Source organism: Thermodesulforhabdaceae bacterium (genome assembly GCA_037482015.1).
Lineage (GTDB): Bacteria > Desulfobacterota > Syntrophobacteria > Syntrophobacterales > Thermodesulforhabdaceae > JAOACS01.
Window position 1 is genome coordinate 67,600 of the sequence record JBBFKT010000002.1, and the last position, 26,419, is coordinate 94,018.

22 protein-coding genes are annotated in these 26,419 nt (G+C 44.9%); 16 read left to right on the forward strand and 6 right to left on the reverse strand.

Annotation, left to right across the window (positions count from 1 at the left end):
- The first annotated feature begins 290 nt into the window (after positions 1-290).
- From WHS38_04650 to WHS38_04685, 8 genes are all read left to right on the forward strand, one after another.
- On the forward strand, positions 291-413 hold the full coding sequence (locus WHS38_04650; GenBank protein ID MEJ5300261.1) for a hypothetical protein: 123 nt from the start codon (positions 291-293) through the stop codon (positions 411-413).
- Between the two features lie 657 nt (positions 414-1,070).
- Positions 1,071-2,087: an iron ABC transporter permease gene (locus tag WHS38_04655; GenBank protein ID MEJ5300262.1), complete on the forward strand. Its 1,017-nt coding sequence runs from the start codon at positions 1,071-1,073 to the stop codon at positions 2,085-2,087.
- Positions 2,084-2,881, forward strand: coding sequence for an ABC transporter ATP-binding protein (locus WHS38_04660; GenBank protein MEJ5300263.1), 798 nt, complete (start codon positions 2,084-2,086; stop codon positions 2,879-2,881). The genes WHS38_04655 and WHS38_04660 overlap by 4 nt, the downstream gene beginning before the upstream one ends.
- A gap of 2 nt (positions 2,882-2,883) precedes the next feature.
- Positions 2,884-5,307, forward strand: coding sequence for a cobaltochelatase subunit CobN (locus WHS38_04665; GenBank protein ID MEJ5300264.1), 2,424 nt, complete (start codon positions 2,884-2,886; stop codon positions 5,305-5,307).
- A gap of 14 nt (positions 5,308-5,321) precedes the next feature.
- Positions 5,322-6,794, forward strand: a complete 1,473-nt coding sequence (locus WHS38_04670) for a cobaltochelatase subunit CobN (protein ID MEJ5300265.1) — start codon at positions 5,322-5,324, stop codon at positions 6,792-6,794.
- A 40-nt stretch (positions 6,795-6,834) separates the two neighbouring features.
- Positions 6,835-7,791 carry a hypothetical protein gene (locus tag WHS38_04675; GenBank protein ID MEJ5300266.1) on the forward strand — a complete coding sequence of 319 codons (957 nt, stop codon included), beginning with the start codon at positions 6,835-6,837 and terminating at the stop codon, positions 7,789-7,791.
- 54 nt (positions 7,792-7,845) lie between these two features.
- Entirely contained in the window at positions 7,846-9,897 is a 2,052-nt protein-coding gene (locus WHS38_04680) for a putative cobaltochelatase (GenBank protein ID MEJ5300267.1), read from the forward strand.
- A complete protein-coding gene (locus WHS38_04685; GenBank protein MEJ5300268.1) occupies positions 9,894-10,925 on the forward strand; it encodes an ATP-binding protein in 1,032 nt (343 codons plus the stop codon). The genes WHS38_04680 and WHS38_04685 overlap by 4 nt, the downstream gene beginning before the upstream one ends.
- A gap of 78 nt (positions 10,926-11,003) precedes the next feature.
- On the opposite strand, the gene metG is transcribed toward WHS38_04685, so the two are convergent.
- Genes metG through WHS38_04710 form a run of 5 tightly spaced genes read right to left on the reverse strand, consistent with a single transcriptional unit; the run spans position 11,004 to position 16,546 of the window.
- Positions 11,004-12,932 carry a methionine--tRNA ligase gene (gene metG, locus WHS38_04690; GenBank protein ID MEJ5300269.1) on the reverse strand — a complete coding sequence of 643 codons (1,929 nt, stop codon included), beginning with the start codon at positions 12,930-12,932 and terminating at the stop codon, positions 11,004-11,006.
- Positions 12,929-13,831: a stage 0 sporulation family protein gene (locus tag WHS38_04695; GenBank protein MEJ5300270.1), complete on the reverse strand. Its 903-nt coding sequence runs from the start codon at positions 13,829-13,831 to the stop codon at positions 12,929-12,931. Before WHS38_04695 ends, metG begins: the two co-directional genes overlap by 4 nt.
- Positions 13,828-14,877, reverse strand: a complete 1,050-nt coding sequence (holB, locus tag WHS38_04700; GenBank protein MEJ5300271.1) for a DNA polymerase III subunit delta' — start codon at positions 14,875-14,877, stop codon at positions 13,828-13,830. Before holB ends, WHS38_04695 begins: the two co-directional genes overlap by 4 nt.
- Complete coding sequence (tmk, locus tag WHS38_04705) at positions 14,835-15,500, reverse strand: dTMP kinase (GenBank protein ID MEJ5300272.1); 666 nt, start codon at positions 15,498-15,500, stop codon at positions 14,835-14,837. Before tmk ends, holB begins: the two co-directional genes overlap by 43 nt.
- Positions 15,497-16,546: an HD domain-containing protein gene (locus WHS38_04710; protein ID MEJ5300273.1), complete on the reverse strand. Its 1,050-nt coding sequence runs from the start codon at positions 16,544-16,546 to the stop codon at positions 15,497-15,499. Before WHS38_04710 ends, tmk begins: the two co-directional genes overlap by 4 nt.
- Positions 16,547-16,708: 162 nt before the next feature.
- Here WHS38_04710 and WHS38_04715 point away from each other — a divergent pair, with 162 nt between their 5' ends.
- The 7 genes from WHS38_04715 to WHS38_04745 all read left to right on the forward strand — a co-directional run bounded on the left by WHS38_04715 (position 16,709) and on the right by WHS38_04745 (position 24,917).
- Entirely contained in the window at positions 16,709-17,203 is a 495-nt protein-coding gene (locus WHS38_04715) for a hypothetical protein (GenBank protein MEJ5300274.1), read from the forward strand.
- The gene (locus tag WHS38_04720) at positions 17,176-18,843 is read left to right on the forward strand and encodes a GTPase (protein MEJ5300275.1); all 1,668 of its coding nucleotides are present in this window, start codon (positions 17,176-17,178) and stop codon (positions 18,841-18,843) included. Before WHS38_04715 ends, WHS38_04720 begins: the two co-directional genes overlap by 28 nt.
- A gap of 154 nt (positions 18,844-18,997) precedes the next feature.
- The gene (locus WHS38_04725; GenBank protein ID MEJ5300276.1) at positions 18,998-19,573 is read left to right on the forward strand and encodes an IS607 family transposase; all 576 of its coding nucleotides are present in this window, start codon (positions 18,998-19,000) and stop codon (positions 19,571-19,573) included.
- On the forward strand, positions 19,566-21,125 hold the full coding sequence (locus WHS38_04730) for a zinc ribbon domain-containing protein (protein MEJ5300277.1): 1,560 nt from the start codon (positions 19,566-19,568) through the stop codon (positions 21,123-21,125). The genes WHS38_04725 and WHS38_04730 overlap by 8 nt, the downstream gene beginning before the upstream one ends.
- Entirely contained in the window at positions 21,089-22,738 is a 1,650-nt protein-coding gene (locus WHS38_04735) for a GTPase (GenBank protein MEJ5300278.1), read from the forward strand. Before WHS38_04730 ends, WHS38_04735 begins: the two co-directional genes overlap by 37 nt.
- A gap of 29 nt (positions 22,739-22,767) precedes the next feature.
- Positions 22,768-22,995, forward strand: coding sequence for a PLDc N-terminal domain-containing protein (locus WHS38_04740; protein ID MEJ5300279.1), 228 nt, complete (start codon positions 22,768-22,770; stop codon positions 22,993-22,995).
- Between the two features lie 26 nt (positions 22,996-23,021).
- Positions 23,022-24,917: a SurA N-terminal domain-containing protein gene (locus WHS38_04745; GenBank protein MEJ5300280.1), complete on the forward strand. Its 1,896-nt coding sequence runs from the start codon at positions 23,022-23,024 to the stop codon at positions 24,915-24,917.
- Here the strand turns inward: WHS38_04745 and coaE are convergent.
- Entirely contained in the window at positions 24,889-25,533 is a 645-nt protein-coding gene (gene coaE, locus WHS38_04750; GenBank protein MEJ5300281.1) for a dephospho-CoA kinase, read from the reverse strand. The two genes, WHS38_04745 and coaE, sit on opposite strands and share 29 nt — an antisense overlap.
- Between coaE and WHS38_04755 the strand changes: the two genes are divergently transcribed.
- Complete coding sequence (locus WHS38_04755) at positions 25,532-26,401, forward strand: glycosyltransferase (GenBank protein ID MEJ5300282.1); 870 nt, start codon at positions 25,532-25,534, stop codon at positions 26,399-26,401. The two genes, coaE and WHS38_04755, sit on opposite strands and share 2 nt — an antisense overlap.
- The last annotated feature ends 18 nt before the right edge of the window (positions 26,402-26,419 follow it).

Here is a 26,419-nt window from a genome sequence, read left to right on the forward strand (position 1 = left end):
TGAAAATTACCCTTTATTTGGAATTGTTGAAAGAAATAGGGAGTAGGGGCACGGTATGCCATGTTCCTGCAACATGGTAATCGCTAGGGTTATCGCTGCAATATTTTTCGAACATCTTTTTTCTGTGTGAGGGTGTTCTAAAAAACTCTGTAATAGAATTGTAGGGGCACGGCATGCCGTGCCCCTACAATCGGTGCGCCCGTCATGGACGTGCTCTTGGATGTGAGAGTCCTCCCGTGAGTTGATCACAGCGAGCGAAGGGAAGCGCAACTGCACGAGGGTGACCGAGTGTGGGAAGGAAGCGTGGAACGAAACTGCGAGCCGATGGAGAAGAACCGGATATAAGGCGCTGCGGAGCAGGGCGAGTGGGCCAGAGTCTGCGAAGCTCTCGTGATCAAGGCGAAGTGGCGTAAATTCGGCGGTTGTGCAGTGAAGGAGTACGTTCTTACCCGGGGAGATCTCGCCTTATACCTGAAAGGGTGACGGTGATGAACCGGAGCGAGAAGTCAGCAGAGGCCATAGTAGCTGCTTTATGGTGGCGAAGGGCCGAACGAGAAGGAGTGCTCGAGGCCATGTCGATGTTGGACGCAAGACGTCAGATGTCTGCGCAAGCAGAGCGGGTGGGGGCAACACACGGTGAAGCCGGGTGTGAACTTGCCAGCGACGAGGCGGACAACCCGCGACAGGACACCGAAGGCACAGGGCCAGGGCTGCTGCAAGTGGTTCTGGTACCTCAACTTCTCGAACCGCCCGGTGCGGACCCGCATGCCGGGTGGTGTGGGAGGGGATCGGTCAAATTGACCGCCCCTATCCCGATTGTGGTGAATCATATATTGAGGTCGTTTTTAGCTACCTGAATCTGGGAATATCTTCCAAGCTGAGTTTCGTCCCTGCCTTTTCTATGTTTCGCCACCCCATAAGGAAAGTTTTAGAACACCCTCTTTTTCTGTGTTGACTTTCTCCATTATCCGGTTAATAAACCTGTTGTAAAAATAATCCGGTCATGAAGGCCGCAATAGGTGATGAATACCTGTTGCGGCTTTTTGTTTTGTAAAAGTTGGGGAGTTTAGATGGAAAGGGTCACGCATCAATACCCAAAGATCATTGCAATTTATTTGTCACCTATCGTGGCAGGCTGGATCGCTATATTTCTGGGTGCTTACGGAATTACGCCAGAAATGGTGCTGAAGGTTATCTTGAACGATGTTTTTCATATATTCAACGTGGGTGATATTCCTGAGAAAGCTATAATTCTGGATATTCGTCTTCCAAGAGTTCTCCTCGCTAGCATTGTTGGGGCAGCCCTTTCTGGCTCTGGGGTCGTGCTTCAGGCGATTTTCAGAAACCCGCTTGTTGACCCCTTTATCCTTGGTATCTCTGCGGGAGCCGCCTTTGGATGTGCAATAACTGTGGGGTTTTTCAGCTTTCTACCGGTTCAATCCATGGCTTTCCTCTGTGCTGTGGTAGCAGTATTCCTTGCTTATCTCACGGCACGAACTCAGGGCGAAGTATCGAGATTGCCCCTTATACTTTCTGGTGTAATTGTATCCGCCTTTTTTACCGCTCTCGTATCCATAGTGAAATTCCTTGTTGATCCCCACAAGCTCCAGAGCATTGTTTACTGGCTGATGGGAAGCTTTTCTCTCGCTGACTGGAGACTTGTTAGGCTTTCCTTCTGGGGAGTGGCAGTAGGCCTTACGCCGATCCTTCTTATGCGCTGGAGGCTTAACGTTATCAGCATGGGCGAGGAAGAAGCTAAGGCTCTGGGAGTTAACGTAAAAAGAGATCGCCTTCTATTTATAGCTTTTTCAACTCTTGCTGTAGCAACGGCTGTTTCCGTCTGCGGTATTATAGGATGGGTCGGGCTAATGGTTCCGCATCTGGTTCGTATGCTGGTAGGTCCCGATCACCGAATTCTTCTCCCTCTAGCTATTGCTGGAGGTGCCTCATTCATGATTGCTGCCGACACTATTTCACGCACTCTAACTACTTTCGATATCCCCGTAGGTATAATCACGGCTCTCACAGGAGCGCCCTTTTTCATCTACCTCATGAAAAAAGGTGGAAGGGAGGCGTGGGGAAAATGAACCTTGAAGTTGATTCGCTCTGTTTTCGCCACAAAAATCAACATAAAGATGTGCTTAAGTCTATCAGCTTCAGCGCAACTCAGGGAACTGTAACAGCAATACTTGGACCAAACGGATCCGGAAAGTCCACTCTATTTAAGTGCATTGTAGGATTGTGGAAGCCTTACAGGGGAAAAATTCTCGTTGGCGATAAAGATTCAAGCAAGCTTTCAGTTCGCGATAGAGCTCATCTTTTTGCGGTGGTTCCTCAGGATCATGAACCTCCTTTCCCTTACCGAGTGTTAGACGTAGTCCTTATGGGTAGAGCTTCTTATGTGGGAATGTTTTCTTCCCCAAAAAGAAAAGACTACGAAGCCGCCGAAGAAGCCATATCACTGGTTGGTATAGAACATATCAAACATGAACCTTACACCAAGATAAGCGGTGGAGAACGGCAGCTTACTCTTATTGCTAGATCGCTTGCTCAGTCAGCTCCAATAATGGTGCTGGATGAACCTACATCCCACCTGGATTTCCGAAACCAGCTTAGAGTCCTTTCCACGGTGAAGTCTATTTCAAAGGAAAGAAACGTCACCGTCCTTGTTACTCTCCACGATCCCAATCTAGCTTTGCTTTTTGCCGATAACGCCGTTATCCTGCGTGAAGGATCTGTGGTGGTTACTGGGCATCCCCATCGTATTATCACAGAAGACCTTGTCATACAGGTCTATGGCGTGGAAACCAAGGTAATTTCATGGAACGGCACAAAACTGGTTTGCCCGATAATGAGTGCACTCCACAATGGGAGGTCATAATCATGAAGAAAAAAATTTTAGCCATTGTTTGGCAGTCTTACTACAATATGCTGCTCAAGGCATCAAAGAATCTCAGTAATATCCTGGACATAGAAGTTCATTCAGCAAGAGTTCTCGATAATAATCCCGAAAGACTTGATCGTGTCCTTGATACGATCTTTGACGCCGATCTGGTTTTTTTATACCGCTCGGTTGAATCTTTCTGGGATCGAGTGGAAAAGCTTTTCCGAGAAAGGCAAACAAAGCCCAAAATAGTCTGTTTGAGCCATGATCCGGCTTACTGGACTTTATCGACCGTTAGACCGGAAATTGTAAGTCGAGCCTATTCATATCTCGTTATAAACGGTGAAGAAAACATGACTAATATGCTCAGGTTTCTTGCATCTGAAGAACTCGGGCTGCACCTGGATTATGATCCGCCAAAAGAAATCCCGTGGGAAGGGCTTTACCATCCTAAAGCCAGCAGAATCTTTACCGGTATAGACGACTTTCTCGGTTGGTATGACTCATACTGGGGACAGAATGCATCAAAAGGCACAGTAGGAATACTTTTTTCAAGGCATTACTGGATAAACAACAACCTGGACGTTGAAAACCTTCTTATTGAAAGCCTCGAAAGAAAAGGTTTCAGGGTAATCCCCGCTTTTGCCTATTCGGTTAAGGATGAGTCTTTAGGAACTAAGGGAAGTGGGGAGGTTGTGCTTGAGTGGTTTGTAGATAAAACAACTGCTAAACCCCGTATCGATGCAATGGTCAAGCTAATATCTTTTTTCCTGGGTTCCAGCAGGGATAGGGGTGATCTGAGCAATACTGGTGTAGCTTCTGATGGAATTGAGATTCTAAAGAAGCTCGATGTGCCCTGTTTTTCTCCCGTAAGCTCCTATTACAAAACTGTTGAAGAATGGGAACGAGAAGAACTCAACATGGATATAGGCTGGGCTATAGCTCTTCCTGAATTTGAGGGTGTGATCGAGCCCATCATTATTGCAGCGCAGAGAGAAGGGGAGGAAGATGTTAGAGAACGTGTGCCTATACCCGATCGAGTGGAAAAGTTCGTTCAGAGAATAGAACGATGGATAGCTCTCAGGAAGGTGCCACCATCAGACCGAAAGGTAGCTTTTGTGCTTCATAACAACCCCTGTGCTTCAGTTGAAGCTACGGTCGGTGCAGGAGCCCACCTTGATACGCTGGAGAGCGTTGTGGACATCATGAAAAGGATGCGAGAAGCGGGATATTGTGTAAATCCTCCCGAAAGCGGCAAAGAACTTATAGACGAAATCATGTCTAAGAAAGCCATATCGGAATTCCGGTGGACGACCGTTGAAGAGATTGTATCCAGAGGGGGAGCAATAAAACTGCTTGAAAAGGAGAAATATGAGGAATGGTTTTACGAACTTCCTCAAAAAACTCGAGACAGGATGATTGAAGCCTGGGGGAATCCACCTGGCGAATTCAAAGAAGGTATTCCGCCAGCAATGGTCTATGACGGGAAAATCGTTATCACAGGTGTTCAGTATGGAAATGCTCTCGTGCTTGTTCAACCCAAAAGGGGCTGTGCGGGGGCTCGCTGTGACGGGCAGGTCTGCAAGATCCTGCATGATCCCGACGTTCCACCACCTCACCAGTATGTGGCTACCTATAAGTGGCTTTCTCGAGAATTTGGGGTTCACGTCATAGTTCATGTGGGAACTCACGGCAATCTGGAATTTCTCCCTGGAAAAGGCGTTGGGTTATCAAGCGCATGTCTCCCTGACATAGGTATCGACACAATTCCTCACCTTTACATCTACAATGCCGATAACCCACCGGAAGGAACTATTGCAAAACGTAGATCCTACGCTACCCTGGTAGATCATATGCAAACTGTTATGACGGGAAGCGGACTATACGAAGAACTGGCTGAACTGGATAGGCTCCTTACTGAATACGAGGAAACAAAGATAAAAGACCGAGGTCGAGCCCACGCTCTGGAACATCTTATCCTTAACGAAGTAAAGAAAACCAACCTTGACAAGGAAATAAAAATAAAGTGGCAGGGCAAGCGAAAAGCTCTGCCAGAATTTTCTCATGAGGAACTTCATTCCATACCTTTTGAAGATCTTGCGCGAGAAATTCACGGGAAGCTCTCCCTTATTCGCAACACCCAGATTCAGGATGGAATGCACATTTTCGGAAGGATACCCGAAGGAGAGAAAAGAGTGGATTTCATCTACTCCATACTTCGCTATGACGCTGGGGAAGAGGTTTCTCTCCGGAAGGAAATAGCCAGGCTTCTTGGATATGAACTTTCCGACCTTTTGAGCAATACTTCAAAATTAGATGAAAGAACCGGGAGATCCTATGGTGCCATACTGGAAGAGATCGATGCTGTCTCCAAAAAAGTAATAAAGGAAGTGCTTCAAAGCGCAGGTTGCGCAATAAACTGAAAAGGGGGATTGATATGGCTCAGTCAGTAAATATCGCCTGGGATGACCCTAAATGGGTGGAAATAAAAAGACGCATACTTGACATAAACCGAAGGATTGAAGAAAGCCGCGAAATAGAATCGCTTCTTCACGGCTTTTCCGGGGGTTACGTTCCCGCGGGACCTTCGGGGCTTATAACCCGGGGGCGAGACGATATTCTCCCCACCGGACGTAATTTCTATTCTCTTGACCCACATCGAGTTCCAACGAAACCAGCCTGGGAGATAGGCAAGAAACTCGCCGATGCACTCATCGCAAAGCATCTAAAAGAAGAAGGAAGATATCCGGAAAATGTTGCTATCTTCTGGATGTGTAGCGACATAATGTGGGCAGATGGAGAAGGAATGGCTCAAATTATGTCCCTTCTTGGTGTAAAACCTGTATGGCTTTCGAACGGGAGAATCAAAGGATTTGAAATCATACCGCTTGCCGAATTGAACCGGCCCAGAATTGACGTCACAATACGAGTCTCCGGTATTACTCGGGATAACTTCCCAAATGTTATAGAACTTATAGATGAAGCAGTGCAGGAAGTAGCCAGGCTGGATGAACCACTGGATATGAATTTTGTGAGAAAGCATGCACTTGAACAGATGCAACAAGATGGCGGAGATTTCAGGGACGCTACTCTTCGCATCTTTTGCTCCATGCCCGGCACATATCAAGCTGGGACTCAGCTAGCCGTTTATGCTTCGGCATGGAAAGAAGAAAAGGACCTGGCTGAGGTCTTCCTTTACTGGAACGGCTACGCTTACGGAAAAGGCATCTGGGGAAAAGAAAAGCATAAACAGTTCGCCGGCATTTTAAAAAGCGTTGATGTTACTTACAACAAAGTCGTGAGCGACGAATACGATCTTTTTGGTTGCTGTTGCTATTTCGGCACTCACGGAGGCATGACTGCAGCAGCTCGCCATCTTTCCGGGAAAGACGTTAAGGCTTACTATGGGGACACGAGAGAAGGCGAGCACGTGGAAGTAAGGGATCTTGCTGATGAAATACGCCGGGTAGTTAGAACGAAGCTTTTGAATCCTCGCTGGGTAGAAGGAATGAAACGCCACGGCTACAAGGGTGCGGGAGATATTTCTAAACGAGTTGGTAGAGTCTATGGGTGGGAGGCTACCACTAAGGAAGTCGATGACTGGATTTTTGACGATATTGCAAGAACGTTTCTCATGAACGAGGAAAATAAAAAGTTTTTTGAAGAACACAATCCCTGGGCTCTGGAAGAAATTGGGCGGCGACTGATTGAAGCCTGGGAAAGAGGACTCTGGAACCCGGCAGATGATGTAAAAGATGTGCTGAAGGAGATTTATTTGGAAGTGGAAGGCTGGATAGAAGAAAGAATAGGGGATGTGAAAGGAGAATTCCAGGGTGGATCGATAGATGTGGTGACAAAAGAAGAAGTTGAATTCTGGAAGAAAAAAATGCAGGAAGTAATGAGAGTTTAGAGTGCAAAATATTCTGTCCTTTCGAGGTAAATGGACCAGGATGTCTGGCGATCTGCTGCTGATTCTCAAGAAAGCAGTTAACTTCGCTTTTCCCACCATCCTTGTTATAGGTGTCGGGCTTGCCGTGGCTGAGGTGCTCGTAGAAACGGGAATAATCATGAAGATTAGCAAAATCGGGCGTCCTTTAAGCCGTTTTGCGGGTCTTCCTGATGCCTGTGGATTTGCCATTATAACAGCAACGGTTTCTTTCGTTGCAGCAAATTCAATGCTGCAGGACATGCGAGAAAATAAAATACTTACAGACAGAGAAACCTTCCTTGCTTCGCTTCTTGCAGGAAGCATAGCGCCCGTAAAGGAACTCTTCACTTATCACTTACCCGTTATACTTCCTGCTCTGGGACTTTATGCGGGATCAGTCTATATGGGAACGCTCTGGCTTGGAAGCGTGGCTCTTCTGCTATTTGTCATGATAGCCGGGAGAATTTTACTAAAGAATCAACATCAAAGATGTGACATCAATTTGAACTTCCAAAATTCGACTCTTCCTTCACATTCGAGGTGGTCGGCTGTGAGGCGCTTTTTTATAAGATTCGGAAGAATTGGCGGCATATTTCTAACGGTAACCGTTACGGTCTTCCTGCTGATGGAACTTGGAGTTATGGCTCGGATTGAAGGCTTTCTAATGCCGCTTGCAAGCTATTTTAGTCTTCCCGCTGCGGTGCTTCCCGCTGTAGCCGCTTACATTGCATCGCCTCTTGTTGGGATTACCATGATGGGATCCATTTTGCGGCAGCAGATTATAACCGACCATCAAGCAATAATAGCGCTTCTTTTCGGGAGCATTTTCATGCTTCCTGTGCTCTACCTTCGTTTTTACTTTCCGCAGTGGATTTCAATCTTCGGGCTTAGACTTGGAATAATAAGAGGCGTGACAAGTGCCATTCTTACAATGTGCGTAAGGATAGCGGTGTTGATTGTATTTATGTGCATTCAGTAGGCTGACCGGGCTAAAAGCTTCGTAAATGAACGTAAATGGAAGGAGATCGAGCCTATGGAGGCTCTATGTAAAATTTATCCCTTTTCAGCACTTGTAGGTCAGGAGAAGTTAAAAAAGGCTTTGATTCTGAACGCCATCAATCCCGCAATTGGTGGAGTATTGATAAGGGGTGAGAAAGGAACGGCGAAATCGACGGCTGTAAGAGCTCTTGCCGCTCTGCTTCCTGAAATTCGGGTAATTAAAGGTTGTCCCTTTTCCTGCGATCCTGATAATCCATCAGAATGGTGTGAACGCTGCCGTAATCTGGAGCATCCTCTGCCTGTAATTTCACGCCGTATCCCTGTCGTGACCCTTCCTCTTAACGCTACAGAAGATAGAGTTGTGGGAAGCATAGATTTTGAGAAAGCGATCCGAAGTGGCGAACGTCATTTTCATCCGGGAGTGCTAGCCAGGGCTCATCGAGGCATTCTCTACATTGATGAAGTCAATCTGCTGGACGATTATATTGCTGACCTGATTCTCGATGCAGCCGCATCGGGGGTTAACAGAGTGGAAAGAGAGGGGATCTCTTTCTCGCACCCGGCTAGATTTATTCTTGTTGGAACAATGAACCCGGAAGAAGGCGATATTCGCCCTCAGCTTCTCGATAGATTTGGACTCTGCGTGGAAGTCACCGGAGAGCAGGATCTAGAACGCAGGGTCGAACTTATGATAAGGCGCGAGGAGTTTGATAATAATCCTGAAGAGTTTTCGAAACGATTCGAAAGCGACAATCAATCCCTTGCGTGGAGCATTCTAGCGGCGAGAGAGTTGCTTGGTAAGGTCAAGATAACAGACCACTTGCGGAAGTTTATCTCAGATCTTTCGGTAGAAAACAACGTCGCAGGACATCGAGCCGATATTGTCATGGAGCAGGCTGCTAAAGCCCTGGCAGCTCTAAATAGGCGCCTTCACGTGACTGTGCAGGACATAAAAGAGGTGGCTCCAATGGTGTTAATACACAGGCGCCGTGAAGCTGCTCCACCGCCTCCCCCACCTCCGCCGCCTCCACCGAAAGAAGAAAACAACAATGATCAAAGCGAAGAAGATTCTAAGCCACCGGAAGAACAGCATCAAAATCAACAATCCAATACGACTCCTTCGGACTTTCCGCAGGAAAGAACAGAAGAGCTTGAGCCTCAGACTCAGGAAGAAAGCGACCAGAGACATAATCTTCCCGAAGGAGAAAACTCAACCGACTACAAAACGGTGCTCGAACGCATATTCGAAATCGGGGAAACCTTCAAGGTTAGAAAACTTTCGGCGCCTAAAGATCGCATCTTAAGGCGAGGTTCTGGAAGACGTAGCAGAACGAGAACAGCTCAAAAACAGGGACGCTATGTTCGAAGTAGTCTGCGAGGCACTGGAGCTGATGTAGCTCTTGATGCCTCTCTCAGAGCTGCAGCTCCCTATCAGTTGAAGCGACGTGGAGCCTCTGGGGAAAATCTTGCCGTTCATCTTGCTCCAGAAGACATCAGGCATAAGATACGTGAACGCCGCACAGGAAATTTTCTTCTTTTTCTGGTGGATGCGAGCGGCTCAATGGGTGCCCAGGGAAGGATGACCGCCACAAAGGGTACCATAATGTCTCTTCTTCTGGATGCTTATCAGAAGCGAGATCGAGTAGCTATGGTTGCCTTCAGGCGTAATGAAGCTGAAGTAAAGCTTCCACCAACATCATCTGTAGAACTCGCAGCAAGACTTCTTCGAGATCTTCCAGTGGGTGGCAGGACTCCTCTTTCTGCAGGACTTATTAAAGCCTATGAAGTATTGAAAAACGTGCTTTTGCGAGATCCCACGGCAAGACCCATTCTTATTATCATAACCGATGGTAAAGCCAATGTTTCCCTGGGTTCTAAAAAACCCGTCGAAGAAGCGTTACTTGTGGCTTCCAGAATTGCCATGGACGAACGCATCTATACCGTGGTGGTGGATACGGAAAAGCAGGGCATTGTGCAGTTCGGGCTTGCTAGAAAACTCGCCAATGTTATGCAGGCTCCATACTTTCGCATTGAAGACCTCAAGGCAGAAAGCCTTGTTCAAATCATAAAGGAGGTTACTAAATGACCTGTGAAAGACTTTATCCGTTTGTAGCCATTGTAGGACAGGAGAAGATGAAGCGAGCTCTCATCTTTAACATTATCAATCCAACTCTTTCCGGCGTGCTGATAAGGGGAGAGAAAGGCACGGGAAAATCCACGGCTGTGAGAGCTCTCGCTCATATTCTTCCTGAAATCCAGGTGGTAAAGGATTGCCCTTTTAATCTGGAAAACGAAGACCCAGAGGGCGTATGTGCTGAATGTCCAAGGAAGGAGTGTAGCAATCTTGTTGTTTGGGGCGGGAAGCCAGAAAAGATCTGGCGGGAGATCAGGGTAGTGGAGCTTCCTGTTGGTGCTACGGAAGATCGAGTAGTTGGAACGCTCGATCTCGAACACGCCTTGAAGAAGGGCGAAAAACGGGTTGAGCCGGGTCTTCTTGCTGCTGCTCACAGAGGCATACTTTACGTGGACGAAGTAAATCTTCTTGATGACCATGTGGTTGATGTGCTTCTTGATTCCGCCGCTATGGGAGTGAATACCATTGAAAGAGAAGGAGTGAGCTTTTCTCATCCGGCTCGGTTTACTCTTGTTGGCACAATGAACCCCGAAGAAGGTGAGTTGCGGCCCCAGCTTCTCGATCGCTTTGGACTGTGTGTTCATGTGGAAGGATTGAGAGACGTGGAAAGCCGGGTGACGGTTATGGAACGTCGGGTGGCTTTTGACGAAGATCCGGAAGGCTTTTCCAAGCTATGGGAGGAGGAGTCCAGATTTCTGGTTGAGCGAATTGAAAAAGCGAGGAGATTATATCCTGAGATAGTCATAGACAGAAGCCTTCTCTTTGAAATAGCTTCTTACTGCCTGGATGTCGGAGTGGATGGGCATAGAGCCGATATTATTATGTTAAAGACGGCAAAAACCATCGCGGCTTTTGAAGGAAGAAAAGAAGTTGTTCGGAAAGATATCGAAGAAGCCGCTGAACTTGTGCTTCCTCACCGCATCAGAAGACAACCTTTTATGGACGTGATAGAGGATATAAGAGCGATAAAGTTGGCTTGATTTATTGATAGAGGGCGAAAACTTCTTCGCCCTCTTGAGTGGCTATTATGTTTTTGAGCTTCTTTCAGGGGCTTTTCTTCACTTCACAATGGACCCCGGGGGAACGGGCTTTTCTGGAACGACCAGCTTTAGTCCTTCGGGGCTTCCGGCAGCAAGCACCATTCCATGAGATTCCACTCCCATGAGCTTTGCAGGCTGTAAATTAGCTACCAAAACCACCTGTTTACCAACGAGATCCGAAGGATTATAGTGTTCCGCTATTCCCGCTACTACCTGCCGAATTTCTCCAATATCCACTTTGAGCATCATAAGCTTTTTCGATTTTGGAACGCGTTCAGCTTCAACGATAGTTCCAATCACCAGTTTTATCTTTTGGAATTCTTCGATGGAGATTAACGTTTCCGAGTCCCTCACCGATTTTACCTCCTCGATTTTTACGTCCTGTTGCTGTTTTTTCTTTCTCCACGCTTCTATATCCACTCGAGGAAATAGGGCTTCACCTTTTTCAATAGACACACCAGTTTTTAAGGCAGGTATAAGTGCATCTTGAGACCAGGAAAGATCAAAGGCCTGTTCAGGTGTTCCAAGCCGCTTAAGCATTTCTTCTGCAGTTTCAGGCATAAAAGGAGCGATAAGCACAGCCACAAGATGATTCACTTCCAGCAGGAGTCGCAAAGCCTGATCCAACCGCTCACGATTTCCCTGTTTTGCAAGATCCCATGGTGCAACTTCGTCAATGTATTTGTTAGCTCCGTTTATAAGATCCCAGATATAGATAAGCGCTTTATGAAATTCCATTTCTTTCATTGCTGGCACATAGGTTGACCTGGTTTCATCGCACTTTGCAAGAAGTTCCCTATCCTGAGGATTATCTATTTGATCCCGCCATTCTGGGGTAAGCCCACCGCAGAATCTTTTCACCATAGCTGATGTTCTGCTGAAAAGATTCCCCAGATCGTTTGCCAGATCAGCATTAAGGCGTTGTATGAGGGCTTCCTCGCTGAAGTTGGCATCAAGTCCAAATACCATCTCTCGCATTAGAAAATACCTGAATGCATCAAGCCCATAAATGTTTACAAGATCGAGGGGACGAATGACCGTCCCTTTGCTTTTGCTCATCTTGCCTTCTTCAATCTTCCAATAGCCGTGAACGTTAAGGCTCTGGTAAGGTGGAATACCTGCCGCCTTAAGCATCGTGGGCCAGTAAATGGCGTGAGGTTTCAGGATGTCCTTGGCTATTAGATGATGAGCCACCGGCCAGAACTTGTGAAACAGTTCCCCGTCAGGATAACCAAGAGCAGAAATGTAATTTATGAGAGCGTCGAACCACACATAGGTTACGTATCGGTCGTCGAAGGGAAGGGGGATGCCCCAGCTGAGCCTTTCTTTAGGTCTTGAAATACAGAGATCTTCAAGGGGGTCTCGAAGAAATCCGAGCACTTCATTGCGATACCTTTCGGGGCGTATAAAGTTGGGGTTCTGCTCGATGTATTCAATAAGCCAGGACTGATACTTGCTCATACGAAAGAAGTAATTTTCTTCTTCTCTTACTATGGGGGGTTTATCGTGATCCGGGCACTTTCCATCAACGAGTTCTCGTTCGGTGTAAAACCGCTCACAACCTACGCAGTAAAGACCTCGGTAAGAACCGAAATAAATATCCCCGGCTTCATAGACTTTCTGAAGCACGTATTGCACAACCTTTTTGTGTGCCGGGTCGGTCGTTCTAATGAAGAAATTGTTGGATATGTTAAGCCTGGGCCAGGTGTTACGAAATAAATCACTGATCTTGTCGGCGTATTCTTTAGGGCTTAACCCTGCTTCCTGAGCTGCCTGAACGATCTTATCGCCGTGTTCATCGGTTCCTGTAAGGAAAAAGGTTTCATACTCCATAAGTTTGTGGAAGCGATTCAGCACATCAGCCACGATAGTAGTGTAAGCATGCCCGATGTGCGGAGGCGCATTAACGTAATAAATAGGAGTTGTGACGTAAAATCTCTTTGTCATTCCTTTTCCTCTTCCATTCCAGCAATGTTAAAAACATCTTGATCCGACTCGGTTTCCTCACTTTGTTCTAAACTGTGGGCTTTAGCCAGAGCTTGACGGCAATACTCTTCGTCAAGCGGCGGATATTGAATTTCTATTTGCCTTCCGTCTTCCAATTCCACGGTAATACTTCTTTCAAGCACATTTTGTCTTATGACTTTACCTTTTCCTTCGGGAGTTTCTATTTTTCGCCCCATTTTAGGAAGTCCTTCTTTGAGCACTGTATAGACATCGTGCTCATAGTGAAGGCAGCACATAAGCCTGCCACAAGTGCCGGATATTTTCAAAGGGTTGAGACTGAGATTTTGATCTTTTGCCATCTTGAGCGATACCGGGTGGAATTTTTTCAAAAACTGGGCGCAGCAAAGAGGACGACCACATATACCTATGCCACCCACTATTGCAGCATGGTTTCTAACCCCGATTTGTCTCAATTCAATACGCATCCGAAGATGCTTTACCAGATCCTTTAGCAGCTCTCTAAAATCTACTCGCCCTTCAGCAGTAAAGTAGAAAATAATCTTGGACTCATCAAAAAGTAGCTCTACATCAACCAGTTTCATGGGAAGATTATGAAAGGCGATACGCTCAAGGCAATATTCCTTTGCTTGTTGTTCCTTTTCTCTATGACTTACGTATTTGTTTATATCTTCCTCTGTCGCAAGTCTCTCGATTTGCTTGAGCTTTGCCCTTTCTTCTTCTGTCTCAACAGGTATGGGATTCTCTACAACCATTCCCAGAGCTATCCCTTCGGGAGACTCAGCAACCACGTAGTCCCCAACCTTTACATCCCAGGGACCTGGATCAAAGTGCCAGATAAAGCTTCTTTCCCTGAACTTCACTCCAATACGCTTGCTCATATAAAACAGTCCTTTATCTCTAGCCCTATTTCTCCAAGTAGAAGCATCTTATTCACATTGAATTTCAGCGCCTGTTCCGCTTCCTCGATTGTTTCGAAAAAGTCAAGATATTTATCAATATCTTCATCGGAAAAACTCCCATCCGGCGGAGATCCTTTTGAATCCTCTTTAGAGTGACAAAGAAGTCCTTCGTCTGCAAGACAATTATTTCGCTGTTCAGACAAGCTAACACCTTTTCCAGCTACACGATTTCTTATCAAGATTGCCAGCCAGATTTTTATATGCTGGAGCAGTGTTTCTAGATTGGGGTAATCTTCTACCCATTTCCCAACTTCCGAAAAAAACTGCCACATTGGCATTTGAGCAATAGCTTTTATGCGAGATGATAGAGAACTCCATGGGAAGGGATCATGACTTGCAGTTAGTAACTCCTCAAGCCTTTGACAGCTACCATCAGCGAGAAGTGCATAAAAAAGCGCCTCCTCGTAAGGAAGATGTCCCGCTTTCTCTTCTACCATCTTAAGAAGTTCTCCGTGGGGAATTGGTTGTAAAGCTATATGACAACACCTGGATCTGATTGTGGGAAGAATCTGGTGGTGTCTGGAAGATGTAAGGATAAAGATGTTTCTCTCAGGGGGCTCTTCCAGAATCTTAAGAAGAGCGTTTGAAGCTTCGTCACTCAGTTTTTCGGCTTCTTCAACAATAACGACCCTGAAACGATCTTTTGCTGTTCTGTAGGATGTTTTTTCTATAATCGCTCTGATTTGATCGATTTTGATTGTATTTCCCTCGGTTCCAATAATCATAAGATCGGGATGAGATAGAGCATCCACTTTACGGCAGGAGTTGCACTTCCCGCAAGCTTCGGCATTGTCTGATTTATGATCGCACAAAAGAACTCTGGCTACAGCTCTGGCAAAGGCTCTTTTACCAATTCTTTCCTTCCCGATGAGCAGAATGGCGTGGGGAAGTCGGTTTTGGAGAATAAGCCGCTTTACGACTTTTATTGATCGCTCCTGTCCGTGGATTGAATTAAACTGCCCCACTGCTTAAACCTCTTTAGGAGTTCTTCTCTGATAAGGTTTTGCACCTCTTCAAGTGGCTTTGTCCCGTCAATTACAGTGAATCTATCTGAGTGCTTTGAAGCAAGACTGAGATAACCTTTTCTTACTCGTTCTAAGAAAGTCTCTCCCAACCGCTCCCATCTTGTTCTGACACTGTCCGGAATTCGGCTCATGCTCACTTCTGGGGAGCAGTCTAAAAGAATCGTCCAGTCCGGAACAAAGTCATCAGCAACGATTCTGTATATGATTTCGAGTTCATCAACATTCAGCCCTTGTCCATAGCCCTGGTAGGCGATCGTTGCATCCTGAAATCTATCCAGAATGACCCATTTGCCACTTTCCAGGGCTGGTTTTATATTCCGAAGGATGTTTTCTAATCTCGCAGCATAAAAAAGCAAGGCATCTGTCCAGGGGGATGCGGTTCTGAAAGACTCTTTGAGAAGCAAGGCTCTAAGGTTTTCCCCCAACGGGGTCGATCCCGGTTCTCGAAGAAGCACCACATCAAAGTTTATCGATTCCAAATAGTGCTTCAACCAGTTAGCAACCGATGATTTTCCAGAACCGTCTATGCCTTCCAGGCTAATTACTTTAGGTTGAATTTTCACGAGTTTTTCTCAAGTTTTTCTAATAGTTTCTGGATTGAGAGTTGCATTCCAAATTCAGCTCCAACCCTGGAGTTTTCACTTTCTGCTTCAGCAGAAACTTCCGTTGGCAAAAAGAACCTTCTGGAGTAAAGCGCCTGATAGGTGGTCCATCTATCTTCCGTTTGGGCTTCCTCATAAATGCGGTTAATGCTTGCCATTTTAGCGTCCAGATTGTCAGCAAGGTGGAGCGCCATAGCCTCTCGAGTCATTGGAAGCTGAACTGTTCCCATATCGGGCTCTCCGTGATGGCTCAGAATCAGATGCCGAAGTAGCATAGCCGCTTCCGACGGAAAGGAAGGTAAAGAGCCTATCAGGTTATCCACTATCTGCACCCCAAGCACTATATGACCAATGAGTCTTCCTTCGTCTGAATAGTTTATCCTCCAATCACAGCGGAATTCTTTAATTTTGCCTATGTCATGAAAAAGCGCTCCAGTGAGTAGGAGATGTTCGTTAAGAAATGGATATTGCCTTGAGATATAGCTGCAAAGCCTTACCACGCTTAGAGTATGTTCAAGTAAGCCTCCAATATAAGCGTGATGTATTTTCAAAGCAGCGGGTGCTGTCTTGAATCCCTCCATGAGGACAGAATCAGAGAAAAATTTTTTTAAAAGAGGACCGTAAACGCTTGAAAAAGTGGATTTAAGAAGCTTTTTGAGTTCCTTCAAAAGCTCGTTAGGATCATGATCCGAAGATGGGAGAAAATCCAGAGGGTTAATATCTTGAGATTCTGTGGGTTGAATTGTTTCAATGACTATCTGCATCGAGTCGTTGAAAACCTCAGCTCGACCCTTAATATAAACCGCCCCATCGGATGGAACGTTTTCGAGATTGATGTCACTGTCTTTCCATATTTTTGCGTTTATAGATCCTGTCTTATCAACTAACCTGAGATGCACGTAAGGATCGCCTAGCTTGGTTCGGCGAAGTTGTTTTTCTTCGATGACAAAGATGGATTCCACAGTCATGGGTGAACCGATTTGTGCAACGAAAAGGTTTTTTCTCATTTCATCTTCTCCCACCTACCAAAACCGGAACAAAAATCTTCCAAAAGGATTTTAGTTATCCTAACATAAAACCGGCAATGAAATCTAGAAATTGCCTGTGTAGAGGAAAGATTATTTCTGTTTGTTGGTTCTTGTGGAAACAATAATGGATATCTTGCCGCAATGGTTGAAGCCGGTTTGTCAAAGATTTTCAGTTTCATAAGGCGTCTTAGAATGATTCTGGAATTGGTTGTTGTAGATCTCTTCAAGAAGGGCAAACGCAGTCTTTCTGTTTTTTCGTCTGTGCCGGAACCGTGGCAAAGCCGCTGGCACGATGTTAAAGAAGATGATGAAAGGCTCTTGTGGAGCAGTGTAGCTTTTTCTCACAGAGTGCCATCAGTTGCTCCTTACACTAAGGGATGGCTAATAATATCTGATCGGGGTTTATATTTTGCCTGTAAAGGGAGAGCTGGGATAAAACTTGCCTTCAGAAGATGGTCCCCTCCGCTCTGGATGTGGACCAATCATGGTAAAAAGACGGCTCTCTGTAGTTTTTTCTTCAACTCCGAAGACGAATGGAGCATTTTCCTTCCCAATATGGAGGATCTCTTTAGATCAAGGCTCTTCCATTTTGAAATGAAAGGCAAGAAATGTTTCAAAAGCCAAAGACAAAAATAATCTGGAGCGGATACACCACTCCTGTGGAATCTTTTAACGCTGCAATTGCGAAGCTGTCGTTCATGCTAGCTGTTTCTAAGGATCGCAGGGCAGCACCCTTCTTCTGGATCAGCATCATAGGTGGAACAGGAACTGGAAAATCGACCATTTTTAATTCGCTGTGCCGAGCTTATCTTAGCGTCACAGGCGTGGAACGGCCGAAAACCCGTGGTCCCATTGCGGCTTTCCCTAAAGGCAGAAGTGATATTAAGCTGAGTTGTTTCAAGACTTTTAGAACTGAACCCTTAGTTAACAAACCTATGGAGGGTTCTCCAGAAGAACTTACAATTGTAGAACACTCTCAGCCTTTTCCCTGGGTTTTTGTTGATAGCCCTGACATAGACAGCTTGGCCAAAGAGCATCACAGAATGGCAGAAAATATATTTCTTCTCAGCGACTTTGTTATCTTTGTCATGAGTCAGGAAAAGTATGCTGACGAACGTGTGAACCGATTTCTGCGCCGCATAGTTAACGAGAACAAAGAATTTCTCGTGGTTGTAAACAAAGCAACCCGGGAACTTCATTCGGAGGATGTTATTCAGGTTTTTAAGATGCAAGAAATTCAAGTAACAGAGCACAACCTGGTCTTTCTGCCTTTTTCCGAACCAAAGGACGGACGGTTGAATCATATTAAGGCGTGGGAGATCCTGGAAGAACGCCTTCACAGCAGGGTAGGGGAAGGACAATGGAAGGCTATTCGCGAGCGGGAAGACGAACGAATTCAGGTTAGGCTACTTAATGCTCGTCAGGAATTAGCGTCAATGATCGAAAAAGACCGAACGGCTCTTAAAAAACTCGTTAGTGAAGTGAAGGACTTAGCAAATCGTGCAATCTCCGAAGTGCTGGAAAAACATATTTCGAGCGTTAAAGAGCACACGAAGGCTCATGTTCACCCTCAAATTAAGGTTCTCTATGATCGTTACGACATATTTGGAAAACCTCGCCGGGCGATTTCTCAGGCGTTTTCGAAAATCTTTGGTTTTCTAGGAATAGAATTTTCGGATAAAGATTACGATTCCAGAGAAGAAACGCTTAAACGTATCGAAGAAAAAATTGACCATTCACCAGTCTTTCATGCCGTTGACTTTCTTATTGCAGAAGTTCTGAAAAGAGTTCCTCCGGAAAAAAAAACTATTGCTGATGCGCTCAGATCGCCCAAAAGATTGATTGCCCGAGAGGATATTCACAACTTAATGTTAGAACATTCCAAAAATCTTTTCGATTGGCTGGAGAAAGAATTTGAAACCATGACTAAAGGCATTCCCAAGACTAAAGAACTGGGCATCTATTCTTCGTTTATTCTTTGGGGAGTTTTTATTCTTGGTATCGAAGTCGCTATAGGTGGAGGATTATCAATAGCGAAAGCAGCGATTGATGCAATCATAGCCCCCTTTATTACGAAAGCAACGGTGGACTTTTTCGCCAATAATGAGATTTACCGCATTGTGGAAGAGCTTTCCAATCGTTATAAACGCGGCATGGAATCGATTGTGTTCCTTCAACGAGATCGATTTGTAGATTGTATAGAATCTTTTGTGCCGGATGAATCTGCAACGGAGATGCTTTTGAACACCGCTGTTATGAATGGCCAACAGTCATAGGGTATGGGTAAGCTTCTAAGCCCATGAGAATCATTACAAGAATAGGTTTTCTGCTTTTGTATAAGAAACAAGTTGCCGGTTTAATAGTCATTTATAGAAAAATATAGACAATAATTCTTAACTTTTTGAAATTTATCTTTACAATTAAGTTACCATGAAACTGAACGAATGGGCAAAGAAAGTAGGGATCAGCTATCGAAGAGCATGGCAGATGTTCAAGGATGGAAAACTACCGAATGCCGTGCAGCTTCCCACAGGAACTATTGTCGTCCTGGAAGAAGACAGACAGTCCCCCAGAAACGACAACCGTGTAGCTATCTACGCAAGAGTCTCCAGCGCTGAAAACAAAGATAATCTCGAAAAACAGGCCGAAAGGCTAAAAGAATACGCAGTTGCAAAGGGCTATCAGATTGTTCATGTGGTCAAGGAAATCGGAAGCGGGGTCAACGACGCAAGACCAAAGCTGATAAATCTCCTGAAGAAAAGAGATTACTCCATTCTGATCGTTGAACACAAAGACCGCCTCACAAGATTTGGCTTCAACTACCTGAGACTGCTTCTGGAGGAACAGGAAAAGCTCATAGAGGTCGTCAATGGAGCAGAAGACGAAAAAGATGATCTGATCCAGGATTTTGTGGCTGTTATTTACAGCTTTTCGGCGAAGCTATACGGGCTTAGAAAAGCAAAGAGAAAAACAGAGAAGATAATAGAGGAAATCCAGAGTGGCTGACAGAACAGTCGGAGCCTACAGATTCAAACACAGGGCGAACAAAGGAAAAATCAGCAAAATAATCGCTCTGATCGGGGAATACAGGAAGACCGCTGAGGCCATAGCGAGGCTGCGATGGAAAGAGTTCTATCTCAACAGGGGAAAATTTCAGAAATACACGAAGCTGGACGCCGTAAAAAGCAATCTCTCTGAAAGATACAAGCAGACCTGCGACGCGCAGGTGCTCTCCATGATCAGAAGTCATATAGAGCAGGTAAAAAAGAGAATCTTCAGAATCGTCTGGAGTTCAAGTCTTTCCCGTGAAGATAAAGTTATACTCAGCAGGATAAACAGCAGAAATGGCTGGTATTCCTTTGAAGAGCGGTCGGTGAGACTTCCCGATGGAAGAAATCTGGAAGTGGAAGAAAAGCACAAAAGCCTTATCAAATCCATTTTCAGAAGTGTGATGAAAAGACTTCGCAAGCCCTCTTTCAGGAAAATCTCTCTTCATCTGGACAGCAAGGTCTTTGAACTGAAGCCAAAGGCAGAGGGGAAAGCAAAGAACTTCGAGTGGTGGCTTGCTTTGTCCACTCTGGAAAAGGGCAAGAGAGTTCTCATCCCCCTGATCTCCAATCCCCACGCAGAGCGTCTTCCGGGAAAGTTCCTGAACTTCATTCAGATTGTGGAGAGAAACGGGGAGATAGAGATAAAAAGAGTAAAAGAGCTTGAAAACGTTCCATACGCTCCGGTTGTGGATGAGATAGCGATAGACATCGGATTGAAGCCTTTGATGGCAACGGATAGAGGAGATCTGATCGGGAGAAACTTCTACAGCTTTCTGGAGAAACTGGACAGAAAGATCACAGGAAGGCTCTCGTATCTTCAGAGAAGCGGATTGAAGCCGCTACAGGACAAAAAATATGTGGCATACGTGAGGAGACTTAGGGAATTTCTCAAGAAAGAGATCAACAGGTTTCTGAACAGAATAGTTGATCTCTACAAACCTGCAAATCTGATAATAGAGAAGCTGGACTTCAGGTCTCCCGGGCTCTCCAGGAGGATGAACAGGCTTGTTCAGAACCTCGGCAGGAGATATTTTCTGCAAAAGGTGCACAGACTGAGGGAACTTCTGGGAATAGAAGTCGTGGAAGTGAATCCTGCTTACACCTCTCAGGAGTGCAGCAACTGCGGGTATGTTGATGAAAGGAACAGGAAAGACACTCAGAGCTTTGAATGCAAAGCTTGTGGTCTAAAACTGAACGCTCAGGTCAACGGTGCAAGAAACATCCGCAGGAGAAGTTCTCTTGTGGATCTGATAAAACTCCACACACCGAAAAAGAAAGTCCTCAGCATTCTGGCTGAGAGATACAAGGGGTGTAATAGTGCTCCCCGGGAACTGGGGATCAGGGATCGGGAATTAGGGATTGGGGATTCAATTCCCAATTCCCAATTCCCAACTCCCAATCTCCAGTTCCCAAACCCCAGGTGTGGAATAAATGTCTATAGATGGGGGAACTATTTGGCACGGAGATCGGTATGGAAGATCCGGCAAAGCGGCCCGACGAGAGACTAAAAAGAATAATTTTGACGATTGAAAAACTTCCGGAATGGGCATGTTCTTTTGATGAGAAGGAAAATCTCAAAGCCAGAGCTAGAAATATTGAAGGAAGTATCAAAGAGCTTTCCAATAGTGTTTTAACAATTGGTATTTTAGGTGGAACAGGCGTTGGAAAATCTACGATTATGAATGCTCTTGCGGGGGATACCGTATCTTTGGCAAGCCACCGAAGACCCTACACAAGTGAGTTGATTATCTATGCACATGAGGAAATTCCTGTCCCTGGCGTATTGATTGAATCCAACCTGCCTGTAGTCTTTTATCGTCACAGAGCAAATAAAGCTAGAAATTTGCTTCTATGTGATGTGCCGGACTTTGATAGTATCAAATTAGAACATCGCAATCTCGTTAGATCTTTTCTAAACCATTTCGATTTACTGGTTTGGGTGGTATCTCTAGAAAAATACGCTGACGAAGCCTTTTACGAATTTCTACGGGAAGTAACCAAGGAAAAAGACCCTTCAAATTTTTATTTTTTGTTGAATAAGATCGACCTTCTCAGAGACGAATCAAACCGACTGGAGCTCCTTGTGGAAAGTTTTGTTGGGTATCTCACAAAAAACGGCATATCTCGTCCTCTGTTATTTTTGGTATCGGCTAAGGAAGTTTTGGAAAACAAATCAGCGGAAAGTCGAAATCAGTGGTTTATTTTTGAACGGGAAGTTTTTAGGGAACGAGAACTGAAAGAAATTCAGGAAATCAAACACAGCAATATCGCACGTGAAATTGAGCAAATAGAAGAAGAAATTAATAGAGCTCTTCAAACCTGCATAAGCGCAGTGGAGCACATAAAGGCACTCAGGCTGGAACTATCCCAACTTGCCACTGGCTGGGAACTGGAAGGGAAACGAGTCATAAGTAGAGTTATAAAAAGGGATATCGTTGAGAGGGTCCTTCATTTTTCGGACTCGGACAATCTTAAAGGCCCTGCTTACTTGATTTCTCGATTTGTGAAGATGGGTCAAGCAAGTGATGAATCTTCGTCAAGCTTTTTAATTAATGATTCAACAATGGCCCACTTTTCTTCATTGGCGGAACAATTAAATAGGCTACTTCTTGTGCGCTCCGTTCCGCCCCAGCTATTTCAGGATCTTGCGGCTGTTTATGATCCAAATCGTCTATGGGCGGATTGGAAAGAAAAGCTAGAAATTCTTATTGAAGATGTTTGCAAAGAGGTTGAAAAGAAGAAAGCAAGGTTTCTAAATCTTTTTCAAGGCTTATTCTATTGGGGGCTTGGGGTAATTTTTGTGCTAGCTGTAGGTGAATTTAGATACATTTCAGAAAAACCTTTGTGGATATGGTTTTGCGAAAGGATCCTTCGATTCTTCGAAAGGATTTTCACTCTAGAGGGATTGGGAGCCCTTATTTCTCTTCTTATCCTCGAGTTGTTTGTTGGATATTACTTTTTCCGACTTTACAGGAAGGGCTTGCAGGAGAGAACACAAAAGGTTATAGAGATGGTTGGCTTTAGGGGCTTCGAATTGTGGAAACAGATTATCGCTCAACTGGATGAATGTTTGCGGTTAAAGGAGGAGTTCTATGGCTCGTGGATGGAAGGAATACGATAAAGACAGATCATCAAAGAAAGGGGTATAAAATGACAGCTCTCAGCGTGATACTTACTCTTGTTCTACTTTTTGCCCCGTTAATTCCTACCTTCTGGGCTATTCAGGATATTCCCAAGCGTCGGTTTAGTTCTCCAAGGCGAAAGGTTATATGGTTTTTAACAGTTTCTACTATTCCCTTTTTTGGTGCTTTAGGATATCTTATCTTTGAACGCCGCAAGACTGAACCCATTATTTACATCCCAGAAAACAATGTCTGATATTTTTGCAGGAGGAAAATAATTTTATGCTTGGTTCGCTCAGAAAGAATGCCTCTTCGTGGCTAATAAAGACCATTCTTATCCTGATCGTAATAGTGTTTGTCCTCTGGGGAGGATATTCCTACCAGGAGCGCAGAAAAAGCCATCTCGTCAGAATTGACGATGTTTATATCACTTGGCAGCAGTATGCCAAGGCTTATGAACAACTAAGAGATTTTTACCGACGTCAGTTAGGTAAAGACTTTTCTGAAGAAATGCTTAGCAAGTTTAATGTTAAACAACAAGCACTCGATCTGCTGATTGATCGTGTTCTTTTGCTGAAAAAAGCTTCTGAACTGGGCATTAGTATTTCGCCTGCCGAATTGCAAGAAACCATAAAAGCAATTCCCGCCTTTCAAACCAACGGGCAGTTTGACCTCAGAAGATATCAGCTTATCCTTCAGCAGAATCGTATGACCCCGGAAATATTTGAACAGGAGCTTGCTCAGACACTTACATTGAAAAAACTGGAAGATCTGGTAGTTCGCCAGGTTACTGTTTCAGATAAGGAAGTGATAGATTACGTAAGAATGCTCAAGACGGATAAACAGTTCCTGTGCATAGATGTTCCGTGGGCTAAATATGAGTCTGGAATTTCTATTACAGATGAAAACTTGAAGGCATATTATGCGGCTCACGAAAAGCTCTACGAAGAACCTGAAAAACGCAAGATAGCCTATGTTTTGTTTCCCTTATCTGACTTCGCAAAAAATGTGTCTATAACCGATGATGAACTGAAAAATTACTACGAAGAACACCGCAAGGATTACCACCAGGACAAAGCAGTTCACGCCAGACATGTGCTTTTCCGAGTAGATCCTGATGCTCCTTCTGAACAAGTAGAAGCGGTAAGAAAGAAGGCTCAAGAAATATTGAATCTTGCAAAGGCTGGTCAGGATTTTGCCACTCTTGCTAAAAATTACTCCGAGGATCCGGGAACAGCAATGAACGGTGGGGATCTTGGATATATTACGGAGTCCCAGGTGATCAAAGAATTTGCCGATGCGGCTTTTGCTATGAAAGCGGGGGAAATAAGTGATCTTGTGCAAACACCTTTTGGATTTCACATTATAAAAGTCGAAGATGTAAGACCGGAAAGAGATCTTCCCTTCGATGATGTGAAGAACAACATAAAGGAGAAACTTACAGAAATTAAAGCAAGGGATGAGGCTTACTCAAAGGCAAAAGAATTTGCTGATGCAGCTTTTGCGGCAAAAGATATTATGCAGAGCGCTGCTAAGAGAGGACTTGTATTGGTCGATGTAAATGAATGGCTTTCGGTGTCTCAACCACTGCCAGCTTTTCCTGAAAACACAGAAGTTGTGAAAAAACTTTTCGAACTCCCGGACAAAGGCGTCTCTGATGTACTTGAAGTTAAAAATGGCTTTATAGTAGCTCAAGTTAAAGCCATACAGCCTCCAAGAATTCCTGGCTTAGATGAAATAAAAGACAGAGTTGAAAAGGACTACCGAAGAGAAAAGGCTGAGGAACAAGCCCTTAAAGAAGCTAGCAGTTTCCTGGAACGAGCCAGAAATGCTGGATCTCTAGAGAAAGTTGCTGCAGAAATAAATATTAAGGCAGAAAAATCCCCATTCCTTAATCGTCTTAAACCAGACATTGGTTTTGGAGTATGGGGAGATGAACTTGAGCGGCTAATGGATCTTACCGAAGCAGTGCCTTTTACTGAAAAGCCTATAAAGGGCATGACAGGCTATAAAGTTTGCCAGTGGATAGATGTCAAGATGCCGGATGAAAAGGTTGTTGAAGACGAAGCAAAGCGATTCAAGCCAATGTTAGTGGAACAGCTTACCCGTTCTTACTGGGACGGATGGAGAAAGAGTCTTCGATCTCTTTCTAGGGTTGAAGTGCTTCAGGAGCTTTAAAATCATGCCAGAACCTTTCAAGTTTGTCCCAGAGCGCATCAACTTGACTAACTGTATGTTCGATGTCTCCGTCATTAACGATAACGGCAGAAGCTTGGGCCTTTTTCAATTCGATGTCTTTTTGGAGCATTATAAACTGTTCGGCTTCTTCTATGGAAATGCCATCTCTTGCGGCGAGTCGTTCCCGCTGGATGTTTCTTGGAACATAAACTACTATTATGAAATCAAACCGATGGTGAAGGTTGACCTCAAAAAGAAGTGGGACATCAAAAATAACAATCCGATTAGGATCTCTGACGATAGAATCTTCCCATCGGGCATTCATTTCAAAAACTATGGCGGGATGAGTTATGCTTTCAAGCCGCTTTTTGATCTCAGGATTTTCCATGATAGCTTTCCTGAGAGCTTTACGATCGAGCCGTCCAGATGGATCAAAAAAGGTGGTTCCCAGAGCATCTCTGAGAGCCTGCCAACAGGCGGTTCCAGGTTCGACAACTTCCCTGGCCACACTGTCGGCGTCTATGATAAGGGCTCCTTTTGCCTGCAACATCCGAGCCACTGTTGACTTGCCACTTGCTATACCTCCAGTTAAAGCGATTTTGGGATAACGGCGCATGACACTGGATCCTTTCAAATATAGCCCAGGTTGTCCATCTACGAAAACCGGTGTTGGGGTTTCCATTGTTGTTTTTAAGCCTAGCATTGATAAATTATCACAAACCCTTCGGTGCCTTAAAGAATCATTTTCAGTTCTCGATAGAGCAGGGTTTGACGGAAAGTCAACCCTATTTCTGGTGGATAATTCTGTCCCTCCTGTTGATAGGGACGTTGTTGAGGGTCTTGTTAGAACTTGCTATTTTGGAATGAATCATCCGAAGCACCAGGTAGTTGTAGATGTGCTCGGAAAAAACGTAGGATATGGAGTTGCCCACAATAGAGCGATACAAAGCCACTGTTTCAAGTATCATTTGATTCTGAATCCTGACGTTTACCTTCATCCAAACACGCTAACGGCTTTTTTCGAATATACTGAAGCTAACAATGGTGTGGTGCTAATTGGTCCTAAAGTTCTTTCTTTGGATGGTTCTCTGCAATATCTCCTGAGACGTGATCCAACACCGATTGACGCTCTTTTGCGCTTTATGGCTATATTTTTGCCAGCTCTTTCTCGGTTACGGCGCTATCGGCGATATGAGTGTAGAGATGTTAACATGGATAAAGTGCAGGAAGGTTACATTATGAGCGGGTGCTGTATGTGGTGCAGGACTGATGCCCTGCGTAAAGTGGGATGCTTTGACGAAAGGTTTTTCTTATACTGGGAAGACTATGATCTTTCGAGAAAGCTCAGACACATTGGGCGAATCGTATATCTTCCTCAGGCTCAAGTAGTTCATGACTGGAATCGCCCCATGGCAAGAAATCCCAGGCTCATGATGAATAACATTCGCTCAGCTATTACATTTTTTCGCAAATGGGGATGGTGAGTTTGCATCTTGGTGAAA